Source organism: Yunchengibacter salinarum (assembly GCF_037658235.1).
Taxonomy (GTDB): domain Bacteria; phylum Pseudomonadota; class Alphaproteobacteria; order Sphingomonadales; family Kordiimonadaceae; genus Yunchengibacter; species Yunchengibacter salinarum.
This window is the reverse complement of sequence record NZ_JBBJLN010000002.1, coordinates 82,042-106,742: the sequence shown is the minus strand read 5'-3', so window position 1 is coordinate 106,742 and position 24,701 is coordinate 82,042. Positions and strand designations below refer to the sequence as shown.

At 64.2% G+C, this 24,701-nt stretch carries 25 protein-coding genes; 3 read left to right on the top strand and 22 right to left on the bottom strand.

The window, feature by feature from the left end; genetic code table 11:
* Nucleotides 1-61 precede the first annotated feature (61 nt).
* A complete protein-coding gene (gene mdh / locus WGH93_RS02695) occupies nt 62-1,024 on the bottom strand; it encodes a malate dehydrogenase (RefSeq protein WP_374763314.1) in 963 nt (320 codons plus the stop codon).
* A gap of 185 nt (nt 1,025-1,209) precedes the next feature.
* Nucleotides 1,210-2,415: a cell division protein ZapE gene (zapE, locus tag WGH93_RS02690; protein WP_374763313.1), complete on the bottom strand. Its 1,206-nt coding sequence runs from the start codon at nt 2,413-2,415 to the stop codon at nt 1,210-1,212.
* Nucleotides 2,416-2,593: 178 nt separating this feature from the next.
* On the opposite strand from zapE, the gene WGH93_RS02685 reads away from it, so the two are divergent.
* Nucleotides 2,594-3,361, top strand: a complete 768-nt coding sequence (locus WGH93_RS02685) for a tyrosine-protein phosphatase (RefSeq protein WP_374763312.1) — start codon at nt 2,594-2,596, stop codon at nt 3,359-3,361.
* A gap of 34 nt (nt 3,362-3,395) precedes the next feature.
* On the opposite strand, the gene WGH93_RS02680 is transcribed toward WGH93_RS02685, so the two are convergent.
* From WGH93_RS02680 to WGH93_RS02615, 14 genes are all read right to left on the bottom strand, one after another.
* Nucleotides 3,396-4,097: a substrate-binding periplasmic protein gene (locus tag WGH93_RS02680; protein ID WP_374763311.1), complete on the bottom strand. Its 702-nt coding sequence runs from the start codon at nt 4,095-4,097 to the stop codon at nt 3,396-3,398.
* A 2-nt stretch (nt 4,098-4,099) separates the two neighbouring features.
* A complete protein-coding gene (locus tag WGH93_RS02675) occupies nt 4,100-4,564 on the bottom strand; it encodes a DUF2335 domain-containing protein (RefSeq protein ID WP_374763310.1) in 465 nt (154 codons plus the stop codon).
* Nucleotides 4,564-4,692: a hypothetical protein gene (locus tag WGH93_RS02670; protein ID WP_374763309.1), complete on the bottom strand. Its 129-nt coding sequence runs from the start codon at nt 4,690-4,692 to the stop codon at nt 4,564-4,566. Before WGH93_RS02670 ends, WGH93_RS02675 begins: the two co-directional genes overlap by 1 nt.
* A gap of 165 nt (nt 4,693-4,857) precedes the next feature.
* Nucleotides 4,858-5,634, bottom strand: coding sequence for a succinate dehydrogenase iron-sulfur subunit (locus tag WGH93_RS02665; protein ID WP_374763308.1), 777 nt, complete (start codon nt 5,632-5,634; stop codon nt 4,858-4,860).
* A gap of 39 nt (nt 5,635-5,673) precedes the next feature.
* Nucleotides 5,674-7,461 carry a succinate dehydrogenase flavoprotein subunit gene (gene sdhA / locus WGH93_RS02660; RefSeq protein ID WP_374763307.1) on the bottom strand — a complete coding sequence of 596 codons (1,788 nt, stop codon included), beginning with the start codon at nt 7,459-7,461 and terminating at the stop codon, nt 5,674-5,676.
* Nucleotides 7,462-7,465: 4 nt separating this feature from the next.
* Entirely contained in the window at nt 7,466-7,861 is a 396-nt protein-coding gene (gene sdhD / locus WGH93_RS02655) for a succinate dehydrogenase, hydrophobic membrane anchor protein (protein WP_374763306.1), read from the bottom strand.
* A 5-nt stretch (nt 7,862-7,866) separates the two neighbouring features.
* Nucleotides 7,867-8,274 carry a succinate dehydrogenase, cytochrome b556 subunit gene (gene sdhC, locus WGH93_RS02650; RefSeq protein WP_374763305.1) on the bottom strand — a complete coding sequence of 136 codons (408 nt, stop codon included), beginning with the start codon at nt 8,272-8,274 and terminating at the stop codon, nt 7,867-7,869.
* A gap of 489 nt (nt 8,275-8,763) precedes the next feature.
* Nucleotides 8,764-9,672 carry an HpcH/HpaI aldolase/citrate lyase family protein gene (locus WGH93_RS02645; RefSeq protein ID WP_374763304.1) on the bottom strand — a complete coding sequence of 303 codons (909 nt, stop codon included), beginning with the start codon at nt 9,670-9,672 and terminating at the stop codon, nt 8,764-8,766.
* A gap of 126 nt (nt 9,673-9,798) precedes the next feature.
* Nucleotides 9,799-11,631, bottom strand: a complete 1,833-nt coding sequence (locus tag WGH93_RS02640; RefSeq protein WP_374763303.1) for a M2 family metallopeptidase — start codon at nt 11,629-11,631, stop codon at nt 9,799-9,801.
* 187 nt (nt 11,632-11,818) lie between these two features.
* Nucleotides 11,819-12,838 (bottom strand): aspartate-semialdehyde dehydrogenase, encoded by a 1,020-nt coding sequence (locus WGH93_RS02635; protein WP_374763302.1) that lies wholly within the window; start codon nt 12,836-12,838, stop codon nt 11,819-11,821.
* A 64-nt stretch (nt 12,839-12,902) separates the two neighbouring features.
* Nucleotides 12,903-13,991 carry a 3-isopropylmalate dehydrogenase gene (leuB, locus tag WGH93_RS02630; RefSeq protein WP_374763301.1) on the bottom strand — a complete coding sequence of 363 codons (1,089 nt, stop codon included), beginning with the start codon at nt 13,989-13,991 and terminating at the stop codon, nt 12,903-12,905.
* A gap of 51 nt (nt 13,992-14,042) precedes the next feature.
* Entirely contained in the window at nt 14,043-14,651 is a 609-nt protein-coding gene (gene leuD, locus WGH93_RS02625) for a 3-isopropylmalate dehydratase small subunit (RefSeq protein WP_374763300.1), read from the bottom strand.
* A gap of 9 nt (nt 14,652-14,660) precedes the next feature.
* Complete coding sequence (gene leuC, locus WGH93_RS02620) at nt 14,661-16,139, bottom strand: 3-isopropylmalate dehydratase large subunit (protein ID WP_374763299.1); 1,479 nt, start codon at nt 16,137-16,139, stop codon at nt 14,661-14,663.
* A gap of 214 nt (nt 16,140-16,353) precedes the next feature.
* A complete protein-coding gene (locus tag WGH93_RS02615; protein ID WP_374763298.1) occupies nt 16,354-17,388 on the bottom strand; it encodes a hypothetical protein in 1,035 nt (344 codons plus the stop codon).
* Between the two features lie 116 nt (nt 17,389-17,504).
* On the opposite strand from WGH93_RS02615, the gene WGH93_RS02610 reads away from it, so the two are divergent.
* On the top strand, nt 17,505-18,185 hold the full coding sequence (locus tag WGH93_RS02610) for a hypothetical protein (protein ID WP_374763297.1): 681 nt from the start codon (nt 17,505-17,507) through the stop codon (nt 18,183-18,185).
* A gap of 36 nt (nt 18,186-18,221) precedes the next feature.
* Here WGH93_RS02610 and WGH93_RS02605 read toward each other — a convergent pair whose 3' ends face one another.
* The 6 genes from WGH93_RS02605 to ffh form a co-directional block, all read right to left on the bottom strand.
* The gene (locus WGH93_RS02605) at nt 18,222-18,866 is read right to left on the bottom strand and encodes a hypothetical protein (protein WP_374763296.1); all 645 of its coding nucleotides are present in this window, start codon (nt 18,864-18,866) and stop codon (nt 18,222-18,224) included.
* A gap of 299 nt (nt 18,867-19,165) precedes the next feature.
* Nucleotides 19,166-19,531 carry a 50S ribosomal protein L19 gene (gene rplS, locus WGH93_RS02600; RefSeq protein WP_374763295.1) on the bottom strand — a complete coding sequence of 122 codons (366 nt, stop codon included), beginning with the start codon at nt 19,529-19,531 and terminating at the stop codon, nt 19,166-19,168.
* A gap of 1 nt (nt 19,532) precedes the next feature.
* Nucleotides 19,533-20,252: a tRNA (guanosine(37)-N1)-methyltransferase TrmD gene (gene trmD, locus WGH93_RS02595; RefSeq protein WP_374763294.1), complete on the bottom strand. Its 720-nt coding sequence runs from the start codon at nt 20,250-20,252 to the stop codon at nt 19,533-19,535.
* Nucleotides 20,249-20,962, bottom strand: a complete 714-nt coding sequence (gene rimM, locus WGH93_RS02590) for a ribosome maturation factor RimM (protein ID WP_374763293.1) — start codon at nt 20,960-20,962, stop codon at nt 20,249-20,251. The genes trmD and rimM overlap by 4 nt, the downstream gene beginning before the upstream one ends.
* A gap of 27 nt (nt 20,963-20,989) precedes the next feature.
* The gene (rpsP, locus tag WGH93_RS02585) at nt 20,990-21,427 is read right to left on the bottom strand and encodes a 30S ribosomal protein S16 (protein WP_374763292.1); all 438 of its coding nucleotides are present in this window, start codon (nt 21,425-21,427) and stop codon (nt 20,990-20,992) included.
* 69 nt (nt 21,428-21,496) lie between these two features.
* Nucleotides 21,497-22,864 carry a signal recognition particle protein gene (gene ffh, locus WGH93_RS02580; protein WP_374763291.1) on the bottom strand — a complete coding sequence of 456 codons (1,368 nt, stop codon included), beginning with the start codon at nt 22,862-22,864 and terminating at the stop codon, nt 21,497-21,499.
* Between the two features lie 332 nt (nt 22,865-23,196).
* On the opposite strand from ffh, the gene WGH93_RS02575 reads away from it, so the two are divergent.
* Entirely contained in the window at nt 23,197-24,675 is a 1,479-nt protein-coding gene (locus WGH93_RS02575; protein WP_374763290.1) for an SLC13 family permease, read from the top strand.
* The last annotated feature ends 26 nt before the right edge of the window (nt 24,676-24,701 follow it).

Below are 24,701 nucleotides of genomic sequence, written 5' to 3'. Positions count from 1 at the left end.
TCCGGTTGATCCCGCCCGGCAGCCGGGCACGGACCCGGCAAGGACGGACAGCCAGAGATGGTCAGGCCAGCGACCCGTCCATCTTGATGCAAAGCTCCACCAGGCCCTCGACAGCCTTGACGGAATGATCGAAATTGTCCCGCTCCTCACCCTTGAGCCGGATTTCCACCACTTTCTCGATGCCGCTTTCGCCAATGATCGCGGGCACGCCCACATAGCGATCGGACACATTATACTGCCCATCCAGATGAGCCGCGCAGGGCAGCAGGCGCTTCTTGTCCTTCAGATAGCTTTCCGCCATCTGAATGGCGCTTTCCGCCGGTGCGTAAAAGGCCGATCCGCTCTTGAGCAGGCCAACGATCTCCGCCCCGCCATCACGGGTGCGCTGCACGATGGAATCGATCCTTTCCTGGCTGGACCAGCCCATTTCCAGCAGATCGGGCACGGGGATACCGGCAATGGTGGAATAGCGCACCAGCGGCACCATGGTGTCGCCGTGCCCACCCAGCACGAAGGCGGTCACGTCTTCCACCGATACGCCGAACTCGTCGGCCAGGAAGTGGCGGAAACGGGCGCTGTCCAGAACACCCGCCATGCCGCAGACCTTTTCCTTCGGCAGGCCGGAATATTTCTGCAATGCCCAGACCATGGCATCCAGCGGGTTGGTGATGCAGATGACAAAGGCATCCGGTGCGTGAGTCTTGATGCCCTCGCCCACCGCCTTCATCACCTTGAGATTGGTGTCCACCAGGTCATCCCGGCTCATGCCCGGCTTGCGGGGTACGCCGGCGGTGACGATCACCACGTCCGCGCCCTTGATGTCCGCATAGTCATTGGTGCCCTTGAGACGGGCATCAAAGCCTTCCACCGGCCCGCTCTGCGCCAGGTCCAGCGCCTTGCCCTGCGGCAGGCCCTCCACGATATCGAAAAGAACCACGTCTCCGAGATCCTTGAGCGCCGCAAGATGCGCGAGGGTACCACCGATCTGGCCGCCGCCGATCAATGCAATCTTTCTTCGTGCCATGAGAAATGCTCCAGCCCTTGAGTGTGCGCCGCAGAACGCCGCGCATCGACAAGATATGAAAAGTCGCGCAAGTTTCTACCGTGTTTACCGGGGTCAGGCAACCCCGCCCCCTTGGAAAAACAGCCTGTTCGACCTTGATGTGATCACGCCCGCGTCCCCCGAAAACAGGACGGATTCGCCGCCTGTCACGGGGTTTGTTTGCCGTGGCCGCGCGCCAGATAATCCTCGCTTTGCATCTCCATCAGGCGGGAGACGGTTCGCTCGAACTCAAAGGCGCCCGTGCCCTCGGTATATAGCGCATCCGGGGGCACCTCCGCACTGCACAATAATTTGACCCCGTGTTCATAAAGCACATCGATCAGGGTGACGAAGCGTTTCGCCTCATTGCGCTTTTCCGGCCCCATTTGCGGCACCGCCACAAGGATCAGCGTGTGATAACGCCGGGCGATGGCGCTGTAATCACGGGCGCCCAGCGGCTTGGCGCACAGCCGCTTGAACGAGAACACCGCCACCCCGCGCGCCGCTTTCGGCACGAAAATGGTGCGCCCGGCCACCTCCACCTTGTCCGACGGCACGCTGGCCCGGTCATCCACATTGCGGTCGGTCAAGCGGAAAAAGGCATCCCGCAGCCGGGCGGTGGTCTTCTCATTGACCGGGGTGAAATAGGTGTCCACGCCCTTCAGGCGTTCCAGCCGGTAATCGGTGTCGCCGTCCAGCGCGATCACATGAAAGCTGCGATGCACCAGGGCGATGAAAGGTTCGAACAGGGGCCGGTTCAGGCCGTCCTTGTACAGATCATCTGGCGGCCTGTTCGACGTGGCCACCACCACCACGCCGCATTCCAGCAATTCGTGAAACAGGCGCGACAAGATCATGGCATCGCCAATATCCGTGACCTGCAATTCATCGAAGCACAGAAGCGTGGCCTCGCCCGCGATTTCCCGCGCCACGGGCAGCACCACGTCCTCCTCCGAGGCGCGCCCGCCCCGGCGCACGCGCTCCCGTCCGTCCATGGCGCGCCACTGGCGCAGCCGCTCATGCACGTCCGCCATGAAATCGTGGAAATGCACCCGGCGCTTCGCCCGCACCGGCGCGGACTGGAAAAACAGGTCCATCAGCATGGACTTGCCGCGCCCCACGCCGCCATAGAGATACAGGCCCCTGGGCGGCTCGGCCACGCGCTTGCGCCCGAACAGATTGGCCAGCCGCCAGCTTTTGATGGACAGGGTGGCGCCGCGCCCCCCCACTTCCGGGTAGTCCACAAGGGCATCATGAAGCCGGTCCATATAGCCCACGGTGCGGCGCTGTTCCGGGTCGGCGGTCAGCGCACCCGTATCCACAAGGGTCTGATATTGCTGGCTCGGTTTTTCAGCGGAATGGTCGGCGGTCACACGCGGGGCCCTGAAAGATGAAGCGACAAAAGAACATGCCGCCCAGATTGGCGGGATCACCGTTCCAGTCAAGCCCCGTATATGCGGGAAATGACGGCATATTCGGGAATTGACCGGGACAGGCCGGGCGGGCACCATCTGCGATCCCCTCAGCGTCATCAAGCCGGAACCGAATTTCATGCCCGCAGCCAGCCCCGCCCTCGACAATTTCCGCGACCTTGGCGGCCTTTCCGGCCCGGACGGGCGGATCAGGGCGGGCCTGTTGATGCGTGGCGCCCTGCCGCGCGACCTGCCGGATGAGATAACCACCGCCACGGCACCGTTGACCGTGGTGGACTTTCGCAGCACGGCGGAGTCGGACCACAGCCCCAATCCCCTGCGAGACCGGCGTGATATTCGCTACCTCCCCCTGCCCATTGGCGGCAATGCGGCCGCCTGGGTAAAGCAGTTGTTCGCGCGAATGGGCAGCGACCCCTTTCCCGGCGATGCCCTTCGCGCCGAGTTCCTGCGCGCCTTCCGCACAATCCCGGTGGCCAATGAAGACGGGCTGCGCCGCTTTTTCGATGCCCTGCGCGCCGCGCCGGGGCCCGTGTTCTTCCATTGCACGGCGGGCAAGGATCGCACCGGTATCGCCGCCGCCCTGCTGCTTCACGCGCTGGGCATCAACCGGGATGCCGTGCTGGCGGATTTTCTGGCCACCAACGGCGCGGTGAACCTGCCCGCGCGCGCCGCACAGATGGCCCGGCGGCTGGAAAAGCGCCTGGGGCGCCCCGTGGACCCGGATCATCTGCACCCATTGGTGGGCGTGGAGGAAGCCTTTCTGGACGCCGCGTTCGACGCCATCCGGGACCATGCGGGCTCGGTGGATGCCTATATCGCGCACAATATGGGCTGGTGCGAGGCCACGCGCGCGCAGATGCGGGATAAATGGATGGAACCGGCCTGATTCCCGCCGCCGCCCCCGGCCACCGGGGCAATCCCTACCATTCCCGCACGGCCTGGCCGGTCAGCCGGTCAATGCGGCCCCGTTCTTTCAGCCGCTCGATGGCGTCATTGATCCGGGGCAGCAGATGGCGGGCCTTTTCATGCACCCGCCCACTCAACAGAACCCGGTCACACACCGGCCCGAGCTTGAGTGCGCGGGGCCAGTCCTGCTGGCGGCGCTGGAATTCCGTGGTGCTGGCAACGGTCATGTCCGCCTCGCCGTCCGCCACCGCCTGAAACGTGTCGCGCATGGACACGCGGCGGATGGTCTCGCCGAAGCGCAGCTTGGACGGATAGGTAAAGCCCCGGATCAGGGCGACCTTGTAGGCGCTCAGGTCGGTGGGATCGGGCAAGTGGTAATCCCGCTCCTTGTGCAGGATCAGATGATCCACAATCACGGCAAAGGGTTGGGTGAAATGCTGAAGCCGCTTTTCTTCCGGCCTTTCGCGCCAGACGGGGTTGGAGCAGCAGTCCAGCAGCAGATCACCCTTGATGAACATGTCCCGCCGCACATCGCGCGGCGCCGCGATCAGGCGCGCCTCGATCCCGGCCTCATCCAGAATGGCGTGCCACACATCGCGGTACACACTGTGCCCGATCCGGCTGGCGGGCACCGGCTCTGCCGCCGTGGCGGCAGTCAGGCCGTCCCAGAAAAAAAGCAACAGGGCAATCCAATAGGCACAACATCTAAACAACATGATCAGTTGCCATTACGCCCGCGAACCAACACTGTTATAATCCCCGCGGCGCCCATGGCCGCAATCGCCAACCCGATCTCTGTCAAACCCATGAAGCCGGCAAATATACTGCTACCCAGAAGCAGGACCAATGCGATCAACCCCAAATATTGGCCGCGCGCCAGGCTGCGTTCTTCCATGAGGGAAATGCGGTCTGTTATCAGCCGATCGTGACGGCACTGATCATCCCAGTTCCTGACGATTTTCTCAGCCGAGCCAGGAACCACCGCATCATATTCTTTTAGCATTTCAGGATTGGGGATCGGGCCGGAAAACTCCCGCTGCGCAACCAGAGCCGCTGAAAGAACGGCGTCCTGCTGTTCATGTCCGTCCACCTGGCGGCGTTCAGCGGCATCATCCGGCACGGCCTGAGAGTGGCCATGATCCTGATGGGGGTCACGATCCTGCCCGTGGGTATCCTTATCCATCAGCGGTCAGCCAGCACAATATGACGCCGCTTTTCGAGCACCGGGTTGCGGCGTCCTGTTTCCTTGTCGAAAGAAAGGCGCGTGGCGACCATGCGGCGCGGAAGATAAAAATCAGCAAACGCGGACAAGCTAAGTCCTGCGCCATACCGCAAAACCTTGTTTCGAACACTTCGTGCGCTCAAATTTCGCTTCGAAGACAAAATGTAATCCTTTCCCGCGACAGCATCAGAAAGCCGGGAAACCCCGGCCCCTCATGCCCGGATTGTACGGTTCGGATCGGATCATGGCAAGGTTCACCCCTTGCGCTCCACCATCATCTTCTTGATCTCGGCAATGGCCTTGGCCGGGTTCAGGCCCTTGGGGCAGGCATTGGCGCAGTTCATGATGGTGTGGCAGCGATACAGCCGGAACGGGTCTTCCAGATTGTCCAGCCGATCGCCGGTGGCCTCGTCCCGGCTGTCGAGCAGCCAGCGATAGGCCTGCAACAGCGTGGCCGGACCCAGATATTTGTCCCCGTTCCACCAATAGCTGGGGCAGCTTGTGGAACAGCAGGCGCACAGGATGCACTCATACAGACCATCCAGCTTTTCCCGGTCCTCCCGCGATTGCAGCCGCTCCCGCTCCGGCGCGGGGGACGTGGTCTGCATCCATGGCTTGATGGAGGCATACTGGGCGTAAAACATCTTCAGGTCAGGCACCAGATCCTTCACCACCTCCAGATGCGGCAGGGGCGTGATGGTCACATCGCCCTTCACATCCTCGATCGCGGTGGTGCAGGCCAGGCCGTTCTTGCCGTCAATGTTCATGGCACAGGACCCGCACACCCCTTCCCGGCAGGACCGGCGGAAGGTGAGCGTGCTGTCGATCTCGTCCTTGATCTTGATCAGCGCGTCCAGAACCATCGGGCCGCAGTCATCCAGATCCACTTCATAGGAATCCATGCGCGGATTTTCACCGGAATCCGGGCTCCAGCGATAGACCCGGAAGGTTCTGGCACTCTCGGCGCCCTCGGCCTTGTGGGCCTGCCCCTTGGTGATTTTCGAATTGGCCGGCAGTGCGAATTCAGCCATGTCTCATCCCCTGTTCAAACACCAGACAGCGCGCGGCCATCAGTAAACCCGCGCCTTGGGCTTGATGTATTTCACCTCGTCGCTCAGCGTATAGCTGTGCACGTCCCGGTAACCGATGGTGGCTTTCTTGCCATCCCACCAGGCGGCGGTGTGTTTCATCCAGTTTTCGTCGTCCCGATCCGGGTAATCCTCGTGCATGTGGGCACCGCGGCTTTCCTTGCGGTTGGCGGCGGATTCCATGGTCAGCACCGCCTGCCCGATCAGGTTCTGCAATTCCAGCGTTTCGATCAGATCGCTGTTCCACACAAGCGACCGATCCGTGGTGCGCAGGTCTTCGGTCTGGGCCACCACATCGGCGATCTTTTCCCGGCCCTCGGCCAGCACTTCCTCCGTACGGAACACGGCGCAGTTTTCCTGCATGGTGCGCTGCATGGCGCCCCGCGCCTCGGACGTGGACACGCCGCCATCGGCATAGCGCGCCTTGTCCAGCCGCTCCAGCGCCATGTCGGCATAGCCCTTGGGCAGCGGCTTGTGCGTGGTGCCCGCCTTGACCACGGTGGGCACATGCTGCGCCACGGCGCGGCCAAACACCACCAGATCGATCAGCGAGTTGGAGCCGAGCCGGTTGGCGCCGTGCACGGACACGCACGCCGCCTCCCCCACGGCATAGAGGCCGGTCACCTTGGCGTCCTGATCCTCCTGCGTGGGGTTCAGCACCTGGCCTTTATAGTCGGTGGGAATGCCGCCCATATTATAGTGCACGGTGGGCAGCACCGGGATGGGCTGCTTGGTCACGTCCACACCGGAGAAGATGCGCGCGGACTCGGAAATGCCGGGCAACCGTTCCGCCAGCACATCCGGGTCCAGATGGTCCAGATGCAGATAGATGTGATCGCCATTCTTGCCCACGCCGCGCCCTTCGCGGATCTCGTTGGACATGGAGCGGGAAACCACGTCCCGGCTCGCCAGATCCTTGGCGGAGGGGGCATAGCGTTCCATGAAGCGCTCGCCCTCGCTGTTAAGCAGATAACCGCCCTCGCCCCGCGCGCCTTCAGTGATCAGCACGCCCGCGCCATAAATGCCGGTGGGGTGGAACTGCACGAACTCCATGTCCTGAAGCGACAGCCCGGCCCGCAGCACCATGCCGCCGCCATCCCCGGTGCAGGTATGCGCCGAGGTGCAGGAGAAATAGGCCCGGCCATAGCCGCCGGTGGCCAGCACCACCGCGTGCGCCCGGAAGGCGTGGATGGAGCCGTCTTCCATGTCCATGGCGATGACACCGCGACATTCGCCATCTTCCATGATCAGATCGATGGCGAAATATTCAATGAAGAAGTCGCTGTCATGCTTCAGGGACTGCTGATACAGCGCGTGCAGCATGGCATGGCCGGTGCGGTCGGCCGCCGCGCAGGTGCGCTGGGCGGGCGGCCCCTCGCCGAATTCCGTGGTCATGCCGCCAAAGGGGCGCTGATAGATCTTGCCCTCTTCCGTGCGGGAGAAGGGCACGCCGAAATGCTCCAGCTCGTAAACGGCCTTGGGGGCTTCCCGCACCATATATTCGATGGCGTCCTGATCGCCCAGCCAGTCGGACCCCTTCACCGTGTCATACATGTGCCACTGCCAGGTGTCCGGCCCCATATTGCCCAGCGACGCGGCAATGCCGCCCTGCGCCGCCACGGTGTGGGATCGGGTGGGGAACACCTTGGTGATATTGGCCACGCTCAAGCCCGCCTCGGCCAGGCCCATGGTGGCCCGGAGCCCGGAACCGCCAGCGCCCACCACAACGGCGTCATATGTGTGCTCGAAGATCGGATAGCTTGCTGACATACCGTTAGCCCCCGAAGGAAATGTAAAGAACGGAAAAAATGCTGATCGCGGCCAGTAATACGGTGGCGAAATTAATCAGCACAAGGCTGACCACGCGCGCGCCCTTGCCGTGCACATAATCCTCGATCGGCACCTGAAGACCCAGCCGCATGTGATGAAACATGTTCAGCAGGAACAGGATCACCAGCACGGACACCAGCGGCTGCTTGAGCCATGCCACCCATTGCCCGTAATCCTTGCCCGCATTGAGCACCACCGAAACCAGCATGAACAGGGTCAGCGGAATATTGGCCAGCGCCGTAACCCGCTGAATCCAGAAATGGTGGGTGCCGTCCTTGGCCGAACCAAGCCCGTGCACGCGCGCCGCTGGCGTTTTGAAATCGGTTTCCACTTCAGCCATGATGATCAAAGCCTCCCGCTGGCAGCATAGGCCGCGACAAAAATCAGAATGGTGGCAACAAGGGAAAAGACCAGAGTGATGCGCGCCCATGTCGCATTAGGACCGGGAGCGAGCCCGCGCCCCGTATCCATCACCAGGTGGCGCACGCCGCTGGCCATGTGCTGCATCAGCGCCAGCGTAAAGCCGAACAGCACCACCTGCCCGATCACGCTGCCCGCCAGACCCTGCACATAATCGAAATGCGCCTTGCCGTCCGCCATGGCGTACAGCCACCAGGCGAGCAGCACCGTGCCCACCGCATTGGCGCTGCCGGTCACCCGGTGCAGAATGGACACCAGCATGTGCGGGCCCCAGCGATACACTTGCAGGTGTGGCGACAGGGGGCGGCGCACCTTATTGCGAGCCTCTGACATGAAATCCTCTCCCCGGTAGGTTCTGACCCGTCGGTCGATCGGCGCCGCGAAGGCACCCCATATGTCGAGCCGATGGCCCCGTTTCTTTCGCGCCTGTTGTACTCCGCTCCCACCCGCCACCGCAAGGCGCGATTTCAAAAGCCCCGATCCGGCCACGGTGCCAACTCACAGATAAATCGACCAAACGGTCGATCAAGTGGCTTTGTTTGCGCTCACGCAAGCGCGCTATCGCGCGCGCTCCGCGGGGGCGCGGCACTTGCCGCGGGCCACGCTTGTGGCCTCCGCTCATCCCGCGTAGTGGCGGGATGGCGGTAGGGGCGACGCCGGTGCAAGCGGGGACGGGGTTTGTTTGCGCTCACGCAAGCGCGCTATCGCGCGCGCTCCGCGGGGGCGCGGCACTTGCCGCGGGCCACGCTTGTGGCCTCCGCTCATCCCGCGTGGGGCGGGATGGCGGTAGGGGCAACGCCGGTGCGGGGGGAAGTGTGGTTGCTATTGCTGTTCCCTCAGGGCCTCGGCGCGGGCGATCAGGTCTCTGGCGTCACGCACATGCATGTCCTCGACCATGTGGCCGTCCACCCGTACCACGCCGCCGTCGGACTCCTCCCACGCCGCCACCAGCTTGCGGGCGTTGGCCACCGCGTCCGGGTCCGGGGCGAAGGCGGTGTTGGCGGCCTCTATCTGGCCGGGGTGGATCAGCGTCTTGCCGTCAAAGCCAAGGGCGGCGCCCGCCCGGCACTCCTCTTCAAGACCGGCTGTATCCTTCAGCCGGTTATACACGCCGTCCAGCGCCGCCAGACCATGCGCGCGGGCAGTAAGCAACGCCATTGACAGGGCCGCGCTCAGCGGTGCCCGACCCGGCACATGGGCCGCCTTCAGGCCATGCGCCAGATCATTGGTGCCCAGCACCAGTGCCCCCAGCCGGGGGTGACTTCTGGCGATCGCCTCCAGCGCCAGGAAAGACGCGGGCGTTTCCAGCATCACCCAGATCGCCAGAGACCGGGGTGCGCCTTCCAGAAACAAAGCCCCTGCCACATCCAGAACCGGGGCGGGGCTTTCCACCTTGGGGATCACCACCGCATCCGCGCCGCCCGCCACGGCGGCGGCCACATCGTCCCGCCACCAGGGCGTGTCCACCCCATTGATGCGAAGCGCCGTCAGCCGGTTTCCCATTCCTTGCGCCAGCGCGGCGCGGGCCTGATCGCGGGCGCCTTCCTTTTGATCCGGCGCCACGGCGTCCTCAAGGTCGATGATGACCCCGTCGGCGGGCAGGCCGCGCGCCTTTTCCAGCGCACGCGCATTGCTGCCCGGCATGAACAGCAGGCTTCTGAGCGGCCTGCTCCCCGGCGGTTCGGCACACATTGTTTGCGGGCGAGAAGCGGCCCCATCGGTGCGGGTCATTCATCCAACCTCTTTCTTACGCCATCGCGGAACCTGGCCCCGCATACCCGCGCGGGGGGCGATGACGGTCACGAAACGGCCCCGCCCGCGCGGCGCGGACGGGGCCACACATGTCGGGCGCCGCGCCTACCAGCCGCAGGTGCGGTCCTTGTTCTGCTCATCCAGCCACGCCTTCAGGGGCGCGAAATAGGCCAGAACGGCGGAGCCATCCATTTCCCGGCTGCCGGTGAAGGTTTCCAGCACGTCCGGCCAGGGCTTGCTGGCCCCCATTTGCAGCATTTCCTTGAAACGCGCGCCCACCTCTTCATTGCCGTAAACGGAACAGCGGTGCAGCGGGCCGTCCCAACCGGCCTGCTCGCAAGCGGCCTGATGGAACTGAAATTGCAGAATATGCGCCAGGAAATAGCGCATATAGGGCGTGTTGCCCGGAATATGGAACTTGGCACCCGGATCAAAGGCATTCGCCGGGCGATCCCCCGGCGCGGCCACGCCCTGATAGGATTCACGCAGATCCCACCAGGCTTCGTTATAGTCATCCGGGGTCGCCTCGCCGGAGAACACCTGCCAGCGCCATTGGTCCACCATCAGGCCGAAGGGCATGAAGGCCACCTTGTCCAGCGCCTGCTGCAACAGAATGGCGGTGTCCGCGTCCGAGCCGGGGGCCGTATCCAGCAATCCGATCTGCTTTAGATATTGCGGCGTGATGGAAAGCGCCACCATGTCTCCAATGGCCTCATGGAAGCCGTCATGGGCGCCGGTCTGGTACAGCGGGTCCTGATCCTTATAGGCGCGCTGATAGATATTGTGGCCGATTTCGTGATGCATGGTCACGAAATCCTCGCCATTCACCTTGGTGCACATCTTGATGCGCACGTCTTCCTTGCTATCGATGTTCCAGGCGCTGGCATGGCACACCACGTCCCGATCCTTGGGGTCCTCGAACAGGGACCGGTCCCAGAAGGTATCCGGCAGCGGCTCGAAGCTGAGCGACTGGAAGAAATTGTCCGCCGCCTCGGCCATTTTCACCGGCGTATAATCGTTTTCCGTCAGCAAAGCGGTCAGGTCATAGCTCTGGCCCGCGCCTTCCGGCTTGACGATATCAAAAATGTTGCCCCATTGCTGCGCCCACATATTACCCAGCAGATGCGCGGGGATCGGGCCTTCATCGGGGGCCACGTCATCGCCGTAAAAGTCATTGAGCCTGGCCCGCACATGGCAATGCAGACTTTCATAAAGCGGCTTCACGTCTTCGAACAGCTCATCCGCCGTTTGCCGGAAATCATCGGCGGGCATGTCATATTTGGACCGCCACATGGCGCCCACATCCTTGAAGCCCAGCGCGTCCGCCCCTTCATTGGCGATCTGCACCATGCGGGCATAATCATCCTTCATGGGCGGGGACACGGTGCGCCAGCCCCGCCAGGCGGCCAGCAGATTCTGCGGATCGCGGCTGTGCGCCATGGTATCGGACAACTGCCCCAGATCCTGCGACTCGCCGTCAATCTCCACCGAGCCGGTGGCATAGGTGCTTTCCAGCCGGGATTTGATCTCCGCCAGTTCACGGGTTTTTTCCGGGTCTTCCGGGGCGGGCAGGGTCAGGGCCGCTTTCAGCATCCCCATCTTGCGATCCAGGGCGGGCGGCAGGTCCACCCCCTGAAAGCGCTTGGTGGCATTGGCCAGCTTCACCGCCAGCGTGGTGTATTCCTCATCCGCTTCCGCGGCCAGCTTGTTGGTATCAACGGTGATGAAATTGTTCTGCACCCAGAAGATGCGGGATACCTTCACCCCCAGCTCCTGAAGGTCGGCTTCCGCCTGCTCCATGAAGGCGCGCGCCTCTTCCACCGTGGGCTGATCCCCACCGGAACAGGCCCCCAGGGTCAGGGCCAGCGCCCCGACCATGGCCCATCTGGACACCCGTGTGTTCGCGCCGAAATAACGGCCCTGCATCCGCGTCGTCATCACATTTCCCCCCTTGGAAAACAAACAGCCCGCGCGCCGGGATCGGCACGCGAACCAGATCGTCACCATGATGTGCGCGCCACCGGGGCAAGTCAACGCCAACAGGGCCATTGCACCGGGCCGACCGCCACGCCGCGCGGGGCGGAATGGCGGCGCGGGCCCTGCGCGGGATCAGTGCGGCGCCCGCCTATTTGTTCAGCAGGCCCTGATTGAGCATACTCTCGGCAATCTGAATGGCGTTGAGGGCGGCGCCCTTGCGCAGATTGTCGCTCACCACCCAGATGTTCAGGCCGTTATCCACCGTGGGGTCGGTGCGGATGCGGGAGATATAGGTGGCGAAATCGCCCACGCACTCCACCGGCGTGATATAGCCGCCGGGTTCGCGCTTATCCACCACGAGGCAGCCGGGCGCTTCCCGCAGGATGTCCCGCGCCTCGTCATCGGTGAGCGCTTCCTCGAACTCGATATTGATGGCTTCCGCATGGCCGACGAAAACCGGAACCCGCACACAGGTGCCGGTGAGCTTGATGGCCGGGTCCAGCATTTTCTTGGTCTCCACCATCATCTTCCATTCTTCCTTGGTGGAGCCATCCTCCAGGAACTGGTCGATATGGGGGATCACATTGAAGGCCATCTGCTTGGGGAAATTTTCCGGTGCCACCTCGTCATTGGTGAAGACCCCCTTGGTCTGGGAAAACAGCTCGTCCATGGCGGCATTCCCGGCGCCCGACACACTTTGATAGGTGTCCACCACAACGCGCTTGATCCTGGCACGATCATGCAGCGGCTTCAGCGCCACCACCATCTGCGCCGTGGAGCAGTTGGGGTTGGCGATGATGTTCTTCTTGCGAAAATCCTTCAGGTGATGGGCATTCACTTCCGGCACCACCAGCGGCACATCCGGGTCCATGCGGAAATGGCTGGAATTGTCGATCACGATGGCACCCTGCCCGGCGGCCTTGGGGCCGTATTCCTTGGACACGCTGCCGCCAGCAGAAAACAGGGCGATGTCCGTATTGGAAAAGTCGAAGCTGTCCAGCGCCTGGATGGTCAGCTCCTTGTCACCGAACCCCACCTTCTGACCGACGGAGCGGCGGGAGGCCAGCGCCACCACTTCATCGACGGGGAAATCCCGCTCGGCCAGAATAGTCAGCATTTCACGGCCCACATTGCCAGTGGCGCCCACGACAGCGAGGCGATAGCCCATGGTCATCTCTCCTGATGGATATGTGTTCAAGGGACCGGCGAAGCGGCGCCGATGGCGGCGCCCGTCAGTCGCTTTCCAGTGCTTTCAGCACAGCATCACCCATGTCCCGCGTGGACGCAGGCGTCATGCCATCCTGCCAGATGTCGCTGGTTCTCAGCCCGGTCAATAGCGCATCCGAGACCGCTTTTTCAAGATGGTCCGCCGCCTTCCCCATATTCAGGCTGTAGCGCAGGGCCATGGCCAGCGACAGAATCGCCGCCAGCGGATTGGCCTTGCCTTCCCCGGCAATATCGGGGGCGGAGCCGTGCACCGGCTCGAACAGGCCGGGACCGTCCGCGCCCAGAGAAGCGGACGGCAGCATCCCCAGCGAGCCGGTCAGCATGGCCGCTTCGTCCGACAGCATGTCGCCGAACAGATTGTCGGTCAGGATCACGTCGAACTGCTTGGGGGCACGCACGAGTTGCATGGCGCAATTGTCCGCCAGCATGTGTTCCAGCGTGATGTGATCATAGGATTCGTCGTGAATGCGGCTCACTTCCTCCCGCCACAGCAGGCCCGCCTCCATCACATTGGATTTTTCCGCCGACACCACGCGCCCGTCCCGCTTTTCCGCCAGGTCGAACGCCACGCGGGCGATGCGGTGGATCTCCCAATCCGCATAGCGGTGGGTGTTGATGCCCACCCGATGGCCGTGAGCATCGGTTTCGATGCCGCGGGGCTCGCCGAAATAAACCCCGCCCGCCAATTCGCGCACGATCAGTATGTTCAGCCCCGCCACCCGGTCTTTCTTGAGCGCGCTGGCATCGGCCAATGCCTCCATGCAGATGGCGGGCCGAAGATTGGCGAACAGGTCCAGTTCCTTGCGCAGGCGCAGCAGGCCCGCTTCCGGGCGCTTGTCATAGGCCACATTGTCCCATTGCGGGCCACCCACGGCGCCGAACAGTATGGCATCCACATCCCGCGCGCGGGCCAGCGTTTCATCCGCCAGCGGCACGCCGTGTCGTTCATAGGCGGCGCCGCCCACCAGGTCTTCCGACACCTGAAAACGCACACCATACAGCGCGCCCAGCCGGTCAAGCACGCGGCGGTTCTCGATCATGATTTCCGGGCCGATGCCATCACCGGGCAGGAACATTAGGGCCTTGTCAGCCATGGGGCCTCCTTCGGTCAAAACGGATGTGCGCGCCTTCTGCCGCGCCAATGGTCAGGCGCTGTAAAGCCAGGGCATCCGGGATCGCTGCCACTGCTCGAACGCCGCGATTTCCGCCTTTTTTCCCAGCGTCACGCCGATCTCGTCCAGGCCATTCAGCAGCATGTGCCGGTGCCCGGCATCATAATCGAATGGAATGGGGGTGCCGCCCTCGCTCATCACGGTCTGCGACACCAGGTCCACCGTGATGCGCCCGCCTTCAGCCGCCGTGTCATGCAGCGATGCCAGTTCCGGCGCCCCCAACGCCACGGTGACAATGCCGTTCTTCACGCAATTGCCCCGGAAAATATCGGCGAAGCTCTGCGCGATCACGGCGCGGATGCCCAGATCCCTGAGCGCCCAGGGCGCATGTTCCCGGCTGGACCCGCAGCCGAAATTCCGGCCCGACAGCAGGATTTCCGCGCCTTCGGCCATCTTGTTGTCAAACGGGCTGTCGGGGCGCAGGTGGCCATCCGCATCATAGCGCAAAGTTTCAAAGGCCCCGGCGCCAAAGCCGGTGCGCTTGATGGATTTGAGATATTTCGCCGGAATGATCAAATCCGTGTCCACATTGTCCCGTGGCAGGGAAATGGCGGGCGCGGTGATTTTACCAACCTTGTCCATCACGCTCTCCTAATCTTTTGTGTCCAGGGCGCGAATATCGACGAAATGCCCGGCAATCCCGGCCGCCGCCGCCATGGCGGGCGATACCAGATGGGTGCGCGATCCCGGCCCCTGGCGGCCCACGAAATTCCGGTTGGAGGTGGACGCCACCCGCTCCCCCGGCCCGGCCTTGTCCGGGTTCATACCCAGGCACATGGAGCAGCCCGGCTCCCGCCACTGAAACCCGGCATCGGTGAAAACACGGTCCAGCCCCTCGGCCTCGGCCATCTGCTTCACCAGACCGGAGCCGGGCACCACAATGGCTTCTTTCACCGTATCGGCCAGCCGCGCGCCCTTCACATAGCGGGCGGCGGCGCGCAGATCCTCGATCCGGCTGTTGGTGCAGGAGCCGATAAAAACCCGGTCCACGCGCAGATCGGTCATTTTCTGGCCCGGCTTCAGGCCCATATAATCCAGCGCCTTTTCGGCCCCCTCCCGGCGGGAGGGATCGTCAAAACCAGCGGGGTCGGGCACGTCGCCGGTCACCGGCACCACATCTTCGGGCGAGGTGCCCCAGGTGACCAGCGGGCTGATATCCGATCCGTCCAGATGGATTTCGCGGTCGAACCGGGCGCCGTCATCACTGGGCAGCGCGGACCAGTAAGCCACCGCCCTGTCCCAGTTTTCACCGGATGGCGCATAAGGGCGCCCCTTGAGATAGGCGAAGGTGGTGTCATCAGGCGCCACCAGACCGGCACGGGCGCCCGCCTCGATCGCCATGTTGCACAGGGTCATGCGGCCTTCCATGGACAGGGCCTTCACCACGCTGCCCGCATATTCGATCACGTGCCCGGTGCCGCCCGCCGTACCCAGCCTGCCAATCACGGCCAGCGCCACATCCTTGGCCGTGCAGCCGGGGGGCATGGTGCCATCCACCACCACGCGCAGATTGCGGGCGCGGGTCATGGCAAGTGTCTGGGTGGCCATCACATGCTCCACCTCCGACGTGCCGATGCCAAAGGCCAGCGCGCCAAACGCGCCGTGCGTGCTGGTATGGCTGTCGCCGCACACCATGGTCACGCCCGGTTGGGTAAAGCCCAGTTCCGGGCCGATCACATGCACAATGCCCTGGCGCACATCGCTCATGGAAATGTAATTCAGGCCGAACTCGGCCACATTGTCTTCCAGCGCGGCCAGTTGCGCGGTGGACATGGGGTCCGGGTTCGGCTTGTCCCGGTCCACCGTGGGCACATTATGATCCGGCACCGCGATGATGCTGTCCTTGCGCCACACCGAACGGCCCGCCATGCGCAGCCCCTCGAACGCCTGCGGCGAGGTCACTTCGTGCACCAGATGGCGGTCGATATAGATAAGGCCGCCCGTCTCCCCCTGGCGCGCCACAAGATGGCTGTCCCATATCTTGTCATACAGGGTGCGGGGGCCCGCACTGTTGTCATCGGGGGCGCGGGCGATCACGCGCTCACCCGGCGCGGCATGGTCATCGGACATGGCAGAAACCCTTGTTACGGAGGGCGCGGGATCGGGCAGGCGCCGCCCTGATCCGCGCGCCGTTCTTGCCCAGAAGTCCCCCGCTGTTTACCCGCCTGCCCGGCGCGGGGCAAGATGGAATCAGTTTCTCCGCCGACCCGGCAATTATCGGAAAGCCACGAACGGGTTCAAAAGGGCGCGGTGACCACGGGAGGATGGCCGGAATCAGGGGCGATCAGGGACGATCAGAGGCATCAGGGGCATCAGCCGCCTTCGCGCCGCTGCCGGCATTGTCCTTGCCGCCCTCTTGCGCCCCGCCATCGCCAACCCCGCCATCACCAGCCCCGTCATCCCCCTTTCCAAGCGACGAAAATTCCCGGAAATAGGATACCGACGCCTGTTCCGCCGCGGTCTTGCGCACCTCGGCCAGGCGATCCTGCACGCGCTGACGGCGGAGCAAGGTCACCGCCGCGTCCACCGCCGCGCCGCCCTCAAGGGGCCGGGGCTCATGGGACAACACCTGAAGGGCCTGCAAATTGTCCCCCCGGCGCACGAAAAACACCGCCCCGCTGTCAGCAAGCCCCTTCAGGCGGCTGCGTATGGCGGCGGGCAGGGTCTCGCTCATGGCGGCAAAGGGCTGTCGGCGATGGCGCACCCCGGCCTCGCGCGCCAGCTTCACCACTGCACCCAAAGTCTCCGCCCGGTCCAGCGCGGCACGCAGGTCCCGGCTCACCGCGTCCATGTCCATGAACACGGTATCCAGCGCCACATGGGCACGATCGGAATACAAATCCGGGTTTTCGGCCACATGGGCGCGGGCCTCGCTTCCCGTGACCGTGACACCGGTGCCGATGCGGGTGGCCGCATACGCCTCCGCCAGAAGGCGGTCCTGTGCGCGGCGAATCAGCCAGGCCGTATCGTCTTTCGCCTGCAAGCCCGCCGCCTCGGCCTTCTGGCGCAGCACGGCCCGCTCCACCAAAGCCCGCAAAGCGCTACGGCGAGAGGTCTGCCCCAATCCCTCCATTTGCAGGCGGACCATTTCCCGGTCCACATCCTCGATCAGGATGGGTTCGCCGTTCACCCGTGCCGCCACCCGCCAGGCGGCGGGCTCCTCCTGCACTGTGGGGCTGCGCGCCTCATCGACGCCGGGGCCGTCATCACCGCAACCCGCCAGCCCAAGGGCGGCAAATGACATCAGGCACAATGCGGAAACGCGCAGCCGTGCCGGGGCCGGAACAAGCCCCCTGAACATCTCGACAAAACACGCCACAAACCGCACTCCTATGGTGAATTTTTCTCTTTTATTCTCGATATCCTGAATTTTTACTCAATTTCTTCGCGACAGTCTGATACCTTTCTGACAAAGGTTGCAAGATGAGAAATGCCATGATCACACCCCGTTCCTTTCCGCGCGCTCTGCTCGGCCTTGCCGCCGGGCTGGTGGTCCTTGTCGCGCCGGTACAGGCGCAAATGCGCCTGGACACCAATTCCGACTCCGTCTGGCTCACTTTGGAAGACGACGGCGAAGGGGACCGTATCAACGGCTTCAGCTTCACCGACCTGATGCGGGACCGGGGGCTCACGCAGGCCGTGACCGATGTAACGCTCAGCGTGGAAAGCGCCGGCGCGCTCACCTTCTCCTTTCTGGCGGAAGAAAGCAGGGATCAGAACTATTTCGCTTTCGATACCGGCCCGCGCCCGAACATGACCCCGGCGCGCGGCGTGCGAATCAATGAAAACAATGGCGCCATCCGCACCGTGAACGTGGCCGCGGGCACCAGCTTCACGGGGGATGACATCTTCTTTGGCGGCAACCGCACCAGGGGCACCTTCGGGACCGACTCACCCTTCGTCGCCAGCTTCTTCGGATCGTCGGGCAGCGACACCACCGGCCTGACCCAGCTTGTCTTCGGCTTCAATGACCGCGCCGGGGGTGGCGACTCGGACTTTGACGATTTCCTGCTTCAGGTGAATTTCGCCCCCGCCACCGTCCCCGAACCGCCCCTGCTGGCCCTGATGGCCGTGGGGCTTCTGGGCGTGGCAGCCGGGCGCCGCCTGCTGCGTTAAGCGCTCAGGGGGCGCTGCGCCAGGCGGCTCAGGGGGCTAAGCCTGGGCCACCGGGCTGTTGGGCAGATGCGGGGCGCCGTGCGGCACCCGGCCCTGTTCCGCCAGCGTCATCACCCAAAGACTCCGCAAAGCGGGTGCCGTGGCGGGCGCCAGGCCAAGGCCGCCCCGGTTCAGGCCGTCGGCCAGATGAAGCGCCGCATCCTGCACCATTGAAACTGCGCCAGGGTGCACCATGACCGCCAGCAAGCGCCGCGCGGCGGCGGTTTCCCCGTGCTGCATCAGGGACACCACCGCCAGAAACCGCCCTTCATCCGCACTGATCCGCCCGCAACAGGCACAGCCGCAACGCACCATGCAGCGGGCATTGCGCACCCATGTGGCCAGAAAACCATCCAGCGACCGCGCGGCGGCAAGGGAGCCCAGCAGGCAGCTTTCACGCCCCCAGGATTCCAGCGCGGCCCGGCGCTCATCACTGCCAGCGGGCGTATTGGCGATTCGCGCGAACAGGCGCATCATTCCCACAAGGCGCGGGCCGACGCCACTCATGGCCAGCATGTCCAGCGCCTCCTGCCCTGCATGGCTGGCGGATAATCTGGCGGGGCCCCGCGCGGCGGCGGGATCATGGTGAAAAGCCCCGTCCGGGTTGGCGGCGGAATGGTTCGGATTGGCGCGGGATGACATGGGCAGGCCCTCCGTATTCAGGGGTTGGTGGCTGGCCCGTGAACCGCATGGCCAGCCTGTCATTTAAGTTTGATAATCATTATTAATTTCAGATGCAATGCCTTTCTTGCGTTTCGGGCACCATCCCGTCTCACACAAGCGGGCACAGGGCAGGTGGGCAGAGGCCCTCATCAAAACAGGCAAACCCGGACCAACGGGACCGGGCACAAAATGGCCGGGCATGAACCGCGCCTGGCCAACAAAAAAGGCGCCGCCCGATGGGCGACGCCTTGTACTGTCCGCATGAAGCTGCGCGCGGCTTAGCGCTGCTGCTTCTTTTCCGCGATGCGGGCGGCCTTCCCGGTGCGGCCACGCAGATAATACAGCTTGGCACGCCGCACCTTGCCCCGGCGCACCACGACAATCTTTTCGAGGATCGGGCTGTAAAGCGGGAAAATACGCTCCACACCCTCACCATAGGAGACCTTGCGCACGGTGAAGTTGGAGCCCATGCCCTTGTTGCGCTTGGAAATCACCAGCCCCTGGAACGCCTGCGTCCGCTCCCGGTTGCCTTCCTTCACCTTCACGTCCACCCGCACGGTGTCGCCCGCGGCGAAATCGGGGATGTCCTTGCCGTCGGTCAGCCTGGAAATCTGTTCCTGTTCCAGCTTCTGAATCGTATCCATTTCATCGGTCCTTTTGATCTTGATCCCGCACATAGGACGACCAGAGATCTGGCCGGCGTATGCGGGTGATTTCTTCCGCTTTTTCCCGGCGCCACCGCGCGATCCGGTCATGATGACCGCTGGTTAGCACCTCGGGTATGGCCCGACCTTCCCAGACCGTGGGCCTGGTATAGTGCGGATATTCGAGCAACCCGCTTTCAAAACTTTCTTCCCTGAGCGTTTCCTCCCCGCCCATCACACCGGGAAGCAGGCGCACCACACTATCCAGCATGGCGATGGCCGCCGGCTCCCCGCCGGAGAGAACGAAATCGCCCAGGCTCACTTCCTGCACGCCGCGCGCATCCAGCACGCGCTGATCCACGCCTTCGAACCGGCCACAGATCAGCCGCACCGCCCCGGCGCTCGCCCAGTGCCGCGCCATGGCCTGATCGAAACGCGGCCCGCGCGGACTGAGATAAACCAGCGGCGCATCTGCCATGCCTTGCCCGGTTCGGTCAATGGCATCGGCCAGAATATCGGCACGCAGGACCATGCCCGCACCCCCGCCCGCGGGGGTATCGTCCACAGAGCGGTGCTTATCGCGCGAGAAATCGCGGATGTCCACCGTTTTCAGCGCCCAAAGACCGTTTTCCAGCGCCCGCCCCGCCAGCGAATGGCCAAGCGGCCCCGGAAACATCTCCGGGAACAGGGTCAGCACCTCGGCGGTGAACAGGGCGCTCATCCCGTTGCCTCCCCGTCTTTCGGCACGTCCCCGTCTTTCGGCACGTCGCCCTCTGGCGCCGCGGTGGCATATTGGTGCCGCCACAGATCAAAGGCCACGGTAAGCGCGCCGCCGCCGATATCCACCATGGGCACCAATGTGCGTGTGAACGGCACAAAAGCATAGCGGCCATGATGGGGCACCGGCTGATCCAGCACCAGTTCCACCAGGTCCCCGGCGCCGAAATCCTCCACCGCCCGCACGAAACCGATGCGCTTCCCGGCCTCGTCACGGGCCTCAAGCCCGATCAGATCGGCGAGGAAGAAGCTGTCCTCCTCCTCGTCCAGTCCGGCCTCGCCCGATCCGGCGCTTTCGTCAGCGGCGTCATGCATTCGGTCGAGCGCCGAGCGCGGCACATAAAGCCGGGTGCCCTTGAGCGCCTGCGCCGCCTCCCGGTCAAGGGGCCGATCCAGGGCGACCACGAAGCCGTCACGAACCGTCTTCTGGCGCGACAGCGTGACAACCGGCCCGCCCGGCCCGTCATGCAGCCGGTCAAAGGCGAACAGGGTCTCCGGCTCGGCGGTGAAGCTCTTCACCCTGACCGCGCCGTGAACCCCGTGCGCACCGGTCACGGCGGCAACACAGATCCAGTCCCCCTCAACGCCGGCAAGCCGACGCTGGGTTTCGCTGTCTTCCGGGCTGCCGCCCCTGCTGGCACCCTTGCGGGCCATGGCGCGCTCCGCTTATCGGCCCCGCTATCAGGACTCGCTGGCTTCTTCGCCGCTGTCCGCCTCGGCGCCGCCACCGGCCTTGGCGGCCTTGGCAGCCTCAAGGGCTTCCTTTTCCGCTTCCTTGCGGGCTTCTTCCTTTTCACGGCGCGCTTCGGCCATGTCCTTGGCTTTCTGGCCCGGCTCGGCCTTGTTCGGATTATTGCGCTTCTTGGCACTCAGCAGACCTTCAGCTTCCAGGAAGCGGGCCACGCGATCCGTGGGGCGGGCGCCATGTTCAAGCCAGACCTTGATCCGCTCAAGGTTCATTTCCACGCGGTTTTCGTGGTCCTTGGGCAGCATCGGGTTATAGCTGCCCACCCGTTCGATGAAGCGGCCATCACGCGGGGCGCGGGTGTCCGCCACCACGATACGGTAATAAGGGCGCTTCTTGGCGCCGCCACGGCTGAGGCGAATTGCAGTTGCCATCGGGGTCTATCCTTTCAGATCGTCTTGTGGGTTCAGGGTTCGGTTTCACTAAGGTCGCGGTGCGCCCATTCAGCCCTTGAAAAGCTGGTCGAATCCGGGGGGGAGCTGGCCCGGCGCGGGCATCCCGCCCCCCTTTTTCATGGACGACATTTTCTTCATCATCCTGGCCATCTGCTTGTGGCTCTTGAGAAGCTTGTTCACCTCCTGCACGCTGGTACCGGAGCCTGTGGCGATCCGGCGCTTGCGGGAGGCATTGATCAGTTGCGGGCGGGTGCGTTCCTTCGGCGTCATGGAATTGATGATCGCCTCCTGACGGTTGAAGACGCTTTCATCCATGCCCGCCTGGCCGAGCTGCTTTTTCATATTGCCCACGCCGGGCAGCATACCGAGCACGCCCTTCATGCCGCCCATCTTCTTCATCTGGCGAAGCTGGCTGCGCATGTCATCCAGATCGAAGGTGCCCCTGGCCATCTTTTTGGCCATTTTCTCGGCGTCTTCTTCCTCAATGGTTTCGGCGGCCTTTTCCACCAGGCTGACCACATCCCCCATGCCGAGGATGCGCCCGGCCACCCGTTCGGGGTGGAAGTCCTCCAACTGGTCCAGCTTTTCGCCGGTCCCCGCCAGCTTGATGGGCTTGCCCGTCACGGCGCGCATGGACAGGGCCGCGCCGCCGCGCCCGTCGCCGTCCATGCGGGTCAGCGCCACGCCGGTAATGCCGATCTGCCGGTCGAAGGCTTCGGCCACGTTCACCGCGTCCTGCCCGGTCAGGCTGTCCGCCACCAGCAGGGTTTCCACCGGGGATACCTGATCGCGCACCTCGCGGATCTCGCTCATCAGGCTTTCATCCACATGGAGCCGCCCGGCGCTGTCCAGCAGCACCACGTCAAAGCCCTGAAGGCGGCCCGCTTCCATGGCGCGACGGGCGATCGCCACGGGCATCTGCCCCTCGACGACGGGCAGCGTCTTGACGCCGATCTGCTCCCCCAGCACACGGAGCTGTTCCTGCGCCGCCGGGCGCCGCACGTCCAGCGACGCCATCAGCACCTTTTTGCGGTCTTTCTCGGTGAGCCGCTTTGCCAGCTTGGCGGTGGTAGTGGTCTTGCCGGACCCCTGCAAGCCGACCATCAGGATCGGCACGGGCGGCAGGCCCACCGTGTTGATGGTGCTGGCCTCGCTGCCGAGCGTTTCCACCAGCTCGTCATTGACCACCTTGACCACTTGCTGGCCCGGCGTGACCGACTTCAGCACTTCCTGGCCCACGGCCTTTTTCTTCACCCGGCTGATGAAGTCCTTGACCACGGGCAGCGCCACATCCGCTTCCAGCAGGGCGGTGCGCACTTCGCGCATGGCGGCGTCCACATCCGATGCCTTCAGGGCGCCGCGGCGCTTGAGGCCATCGAAAATACCGCTCAGTCGGTCTGACAAACTGTCGAACATCGCGCTTTCCATGCTCTGAAGCCCCAAGGGGCCCGTCGGAAAAATCCTTGTGTCCCGGCAAAGGGCGGCCACAAACAACACGAATGGCACCAGTGTGCGAACCCTCGCTGACTGGTGGACATCCCCCCGCCTCATTGACGGGCGCCCCTATGACGGGCCAGGACGCATTCTGTATGGCTCCTTTTTCGGGAGTGGGCGCCTTTTACTGCCCCGGACTGCCGCTGTCAAGCATGGGAAGGCGTGTGGCCGGGGCGGGTAAAGGCGGCGTTGCGCGGGGCTGGCCGGGCGGCTAGGCTCTCGACCGGCGGATCACGGGCAAGGGGGAGCGCTGCATGAACGAACTGGAACCGGGCATCCTGCGAACACGGCGTATCGGCATGGTTCTGGGGCCGCTGGCCTTTCTGGGTATATATGCCCTGCCCGCCCCCGCGGGCGTGACCGCCGATGGCTGGATGGTGGTGGCCGTGGCGGCGCTGATGGCCGTGTGGTGGGTGACGGAAGCGATCCCCGTGGCCGCCACGGCGCTGTTGCCGCTGGTGCTGCTGCCGCTTCTGGGCGCCACGGACACAAGCGGCGCGGCGCTGCCCTATGCCAGGCCGGTGATCTTCCTGCTGCTGGGCGGCTTCATCGCGGCCACGGCAATGCAGAAATGGTCCCTGCACCGGCGTATCGCGCTGGCCATTCTGGCCCGCACCGGCGATGACCCAAAGGCCCTGATCGGCGGATTCATGGGCGTGGCGGCGGTGCTGTCCATGTGGATTTCCAACACCGCCACCACGCTGATGATCATTCCCATCGCCATCACGGTGGTGGATACGGTACTGGGCGAAAAAGGCCGCACCCACCCCTTCTGTATCGCGCTGCTGATCGGGTCGGCGTGGGCCGCCTCCATCGGCGGGCTCGGCACCTATATCGGCACGCCGCCCAATGCCTTCGTCAAGGGCTTCATAGAGGACCAGACCGGCATCACCCTGACCTTCATCCACTGGATGGCCTTTGCCGTGCCCGTGGTGGTGGTGATGGTACCGCTGGCCTGGCTGCTGCTGACCCGGCTGATCTTTCCCTTCCGCGCCGATCTTGTCACCGGCGGCCACGCGGTGGTCAGAGCCGAGCTTGAAGCCCTTGGCACAATGACACGCCCGGAACGCCGGGTGGCCGTGGTGATGGGGTCCATGGCCTTTCTGTGGGTGGCCCGCCCCTTCCTGCAACAGAGCGAAACCCTGACCGCCCTGATCCCGCCGCTGGCCCGGCTGGGGGACATGCACATCGCCATTGGCGGGGCGCTCGCCATGTTTCTGGTGCCATCCGCCGCCGGGCCGGGCCAGAGCCGCCGCCTGCTGGACTGGGAAAACGCCGAAAGCCTGCCCTGGGGCGTTCTGGTGCTGTTCGGCGGCGGCCTGTCTCTGGCCAGCGCGATCCAGAGCACGGGGCTCGCCATATGGCTGGGGGAGGCGCTTTCGCCGCTGGCCGCCGCGCCGCTCTATGTGTTGATTCTGGCGATCGTGGCGCTGGTGATCTTCCTGACCGAACTGACCAGCAACACCGCCACCACCGCCGCCCTGGTGCCGGTGCTGGGGGCCCTGGCCGCGCACGCCGACTTCAACCCCATATTGCTGGCCGCCCCGGCGGCCATGGCGGCAAGCTGCGCCTTCATGCTGCCGGTGGCCACCGGGCCCAATGCGGTGATCTTTTCCACCGGGCGGGTGCGCATTCCCACCATGGCGCGCGCGGGCTTCTGGATGAATGTGATCGGCACCTTCGTGGTCTCGGCGATCACCTATGCGCTGGTGCCCCTGGTGTTCGACCTGTAGGGCACAGGGCGGGAAAGCCGTGGACA

Coding starts and splice junctions, on each gene's coding strand:
- mdh (WP_374763314.1), bottom strand. CDS start 1,024: ATGGCACGAAGAAAGATTGCATTGATCGGCGGCGGCCAGATCGGTGGT.
- WGH93_RS02685 (WP_374763312.1), top strand. CDS start 2,594: ATGCCCGCAGCCAGCCCCGCCCTCGACAATTTCCGCGACCTTGGCGGC.
- WGH93_RS02680 (WP_374763311.1), bottom strand. CDS start 4,097: ATGTTGTTTAGATGTTGTGCCTATTGGATTGCCCTGTTGCTTTTTTTC.
- WGH93_RS02675 (WP_374763310.1), bottom strand. CDS start 4,564: ATGGATAAGGATACCCACGGGCAGGATCGTGACCCCCATCAGGATCAT.
- WGH93_RS02665 (WP_374763308.1), bottom strand. CDS start 5,634: ATGGCTGAATTCGCACTGCCGGCCAATTCGAAAATCACCAAGGGGCAG.
- sdhA (WP_374763307.1), bottom strand. CDS start 7,461: ATGTCAGCAAGCTATCCGATCTTCGAGCACACATATGACGCCGTTGTG.
- sdhD (WP_374763306.1), bottom strand. CDS start 7,861: ATGGCTGAAGTGGAAACCGATTTCAAAACGCCAGCGGCGCGCGTGCAC.
- sdhC (WP_374763305.1), bottom strand. CDS start 8,274: ATGTCAGAGGCTCGCAATAAGGTGCGCCGCCCCCTGTCGCCACACCTG.
- WGH93_RS02645 (WP_374763304.1), bottom strand. CDS start 9,672: ATGACCCGCACCGATGGGGCCGCTTCTCGCCCGCAAACAATGTGTGCC.
- WGH93_RS02640 (WP_374763303.1), bottom strand. CDS start 11,631: ATGACGACGCGGATGCAGGGCCGTTATTTCGGCGCGAACACACGGGTG.
- WGH93_RS02635 (WP_374763302.1), bottom strand. CDS start 12,838: ATGGGCTATCGCCTCGCTGTCGTGGGCGCCACTGGCAATGTGGGCCGT.
- leuB (WP_374763301.1), bottom strand. CDS start 13,991: ATGGCTGACAAGGCCCTAATGTTCCTGCCCGGTGATGGCATCGGCCCG.
- leuD (WP_374763300.1), bottom strand. CDS start 14,651: ATGGACAAGGTTGGTAAAATCACCGCGCCCGCCATTTCCCTGCCACGG.
- leuC (WP_374763299.1), bottom strand. CDS start 16,139: ATGTCCGATGACCATGCCGCGCCGGGTGAGCGCGTGATCGCCCGCGCC.
- WGH93_RS02610 (WP_374763297.1), top strand. CDS start 17,505: ATGATCACACCCCGTTCCTTTCCGCGCGCTCTGCTCGGCCTTGCCGCC.
- WGH93_RS02605 (WP_374763296.1), bottom strand. CDS start 18,866: ATGTCATCCCGCGCCAATCCGAACCATTCCGCCGCCAACCCGGACGGG.
- rplS (WP_374763295.1), bottom strand. CDS start 19,531: ATGGATACGATTCAGAAGCTGGAACAGGAACAGATTTCCAGGCTGACC.
- trmD (WP_374763294.1), bottom strand. CDS start 20,252: ATGAGCGCCCTGTTCACCGCCGAGGTGCTGACCCTGTTCCCGGAGATG.
- rimM (WP_374763293.1), bottom strand. CDS start 20,962: ATGGCCCGCAAGGGTGCCAGCAGGGGCGGCAGCCCGGAAGACAGCGAA.
- rpsP (WP_374763292.1), bottom strand. CDS start 21,427: ATGGCAACTGCAATTCGCCTCAGCCGTGGCGGCGCCAAGAAGCGCCCT.
- ffh (WP_374763291.1), bottom strand. CDS start 22,864: ATGTTCGACAGTTTGTCAGACCGACTGAGCGGTATTTTCGATGGCCTC.
- WGH93_RS02575 (WP_374763290.1), top strand. CDS start 23,197: ATGAACGAACTGGAACCGGGCATCCTGCGAACACGGCGTATCGGCATG.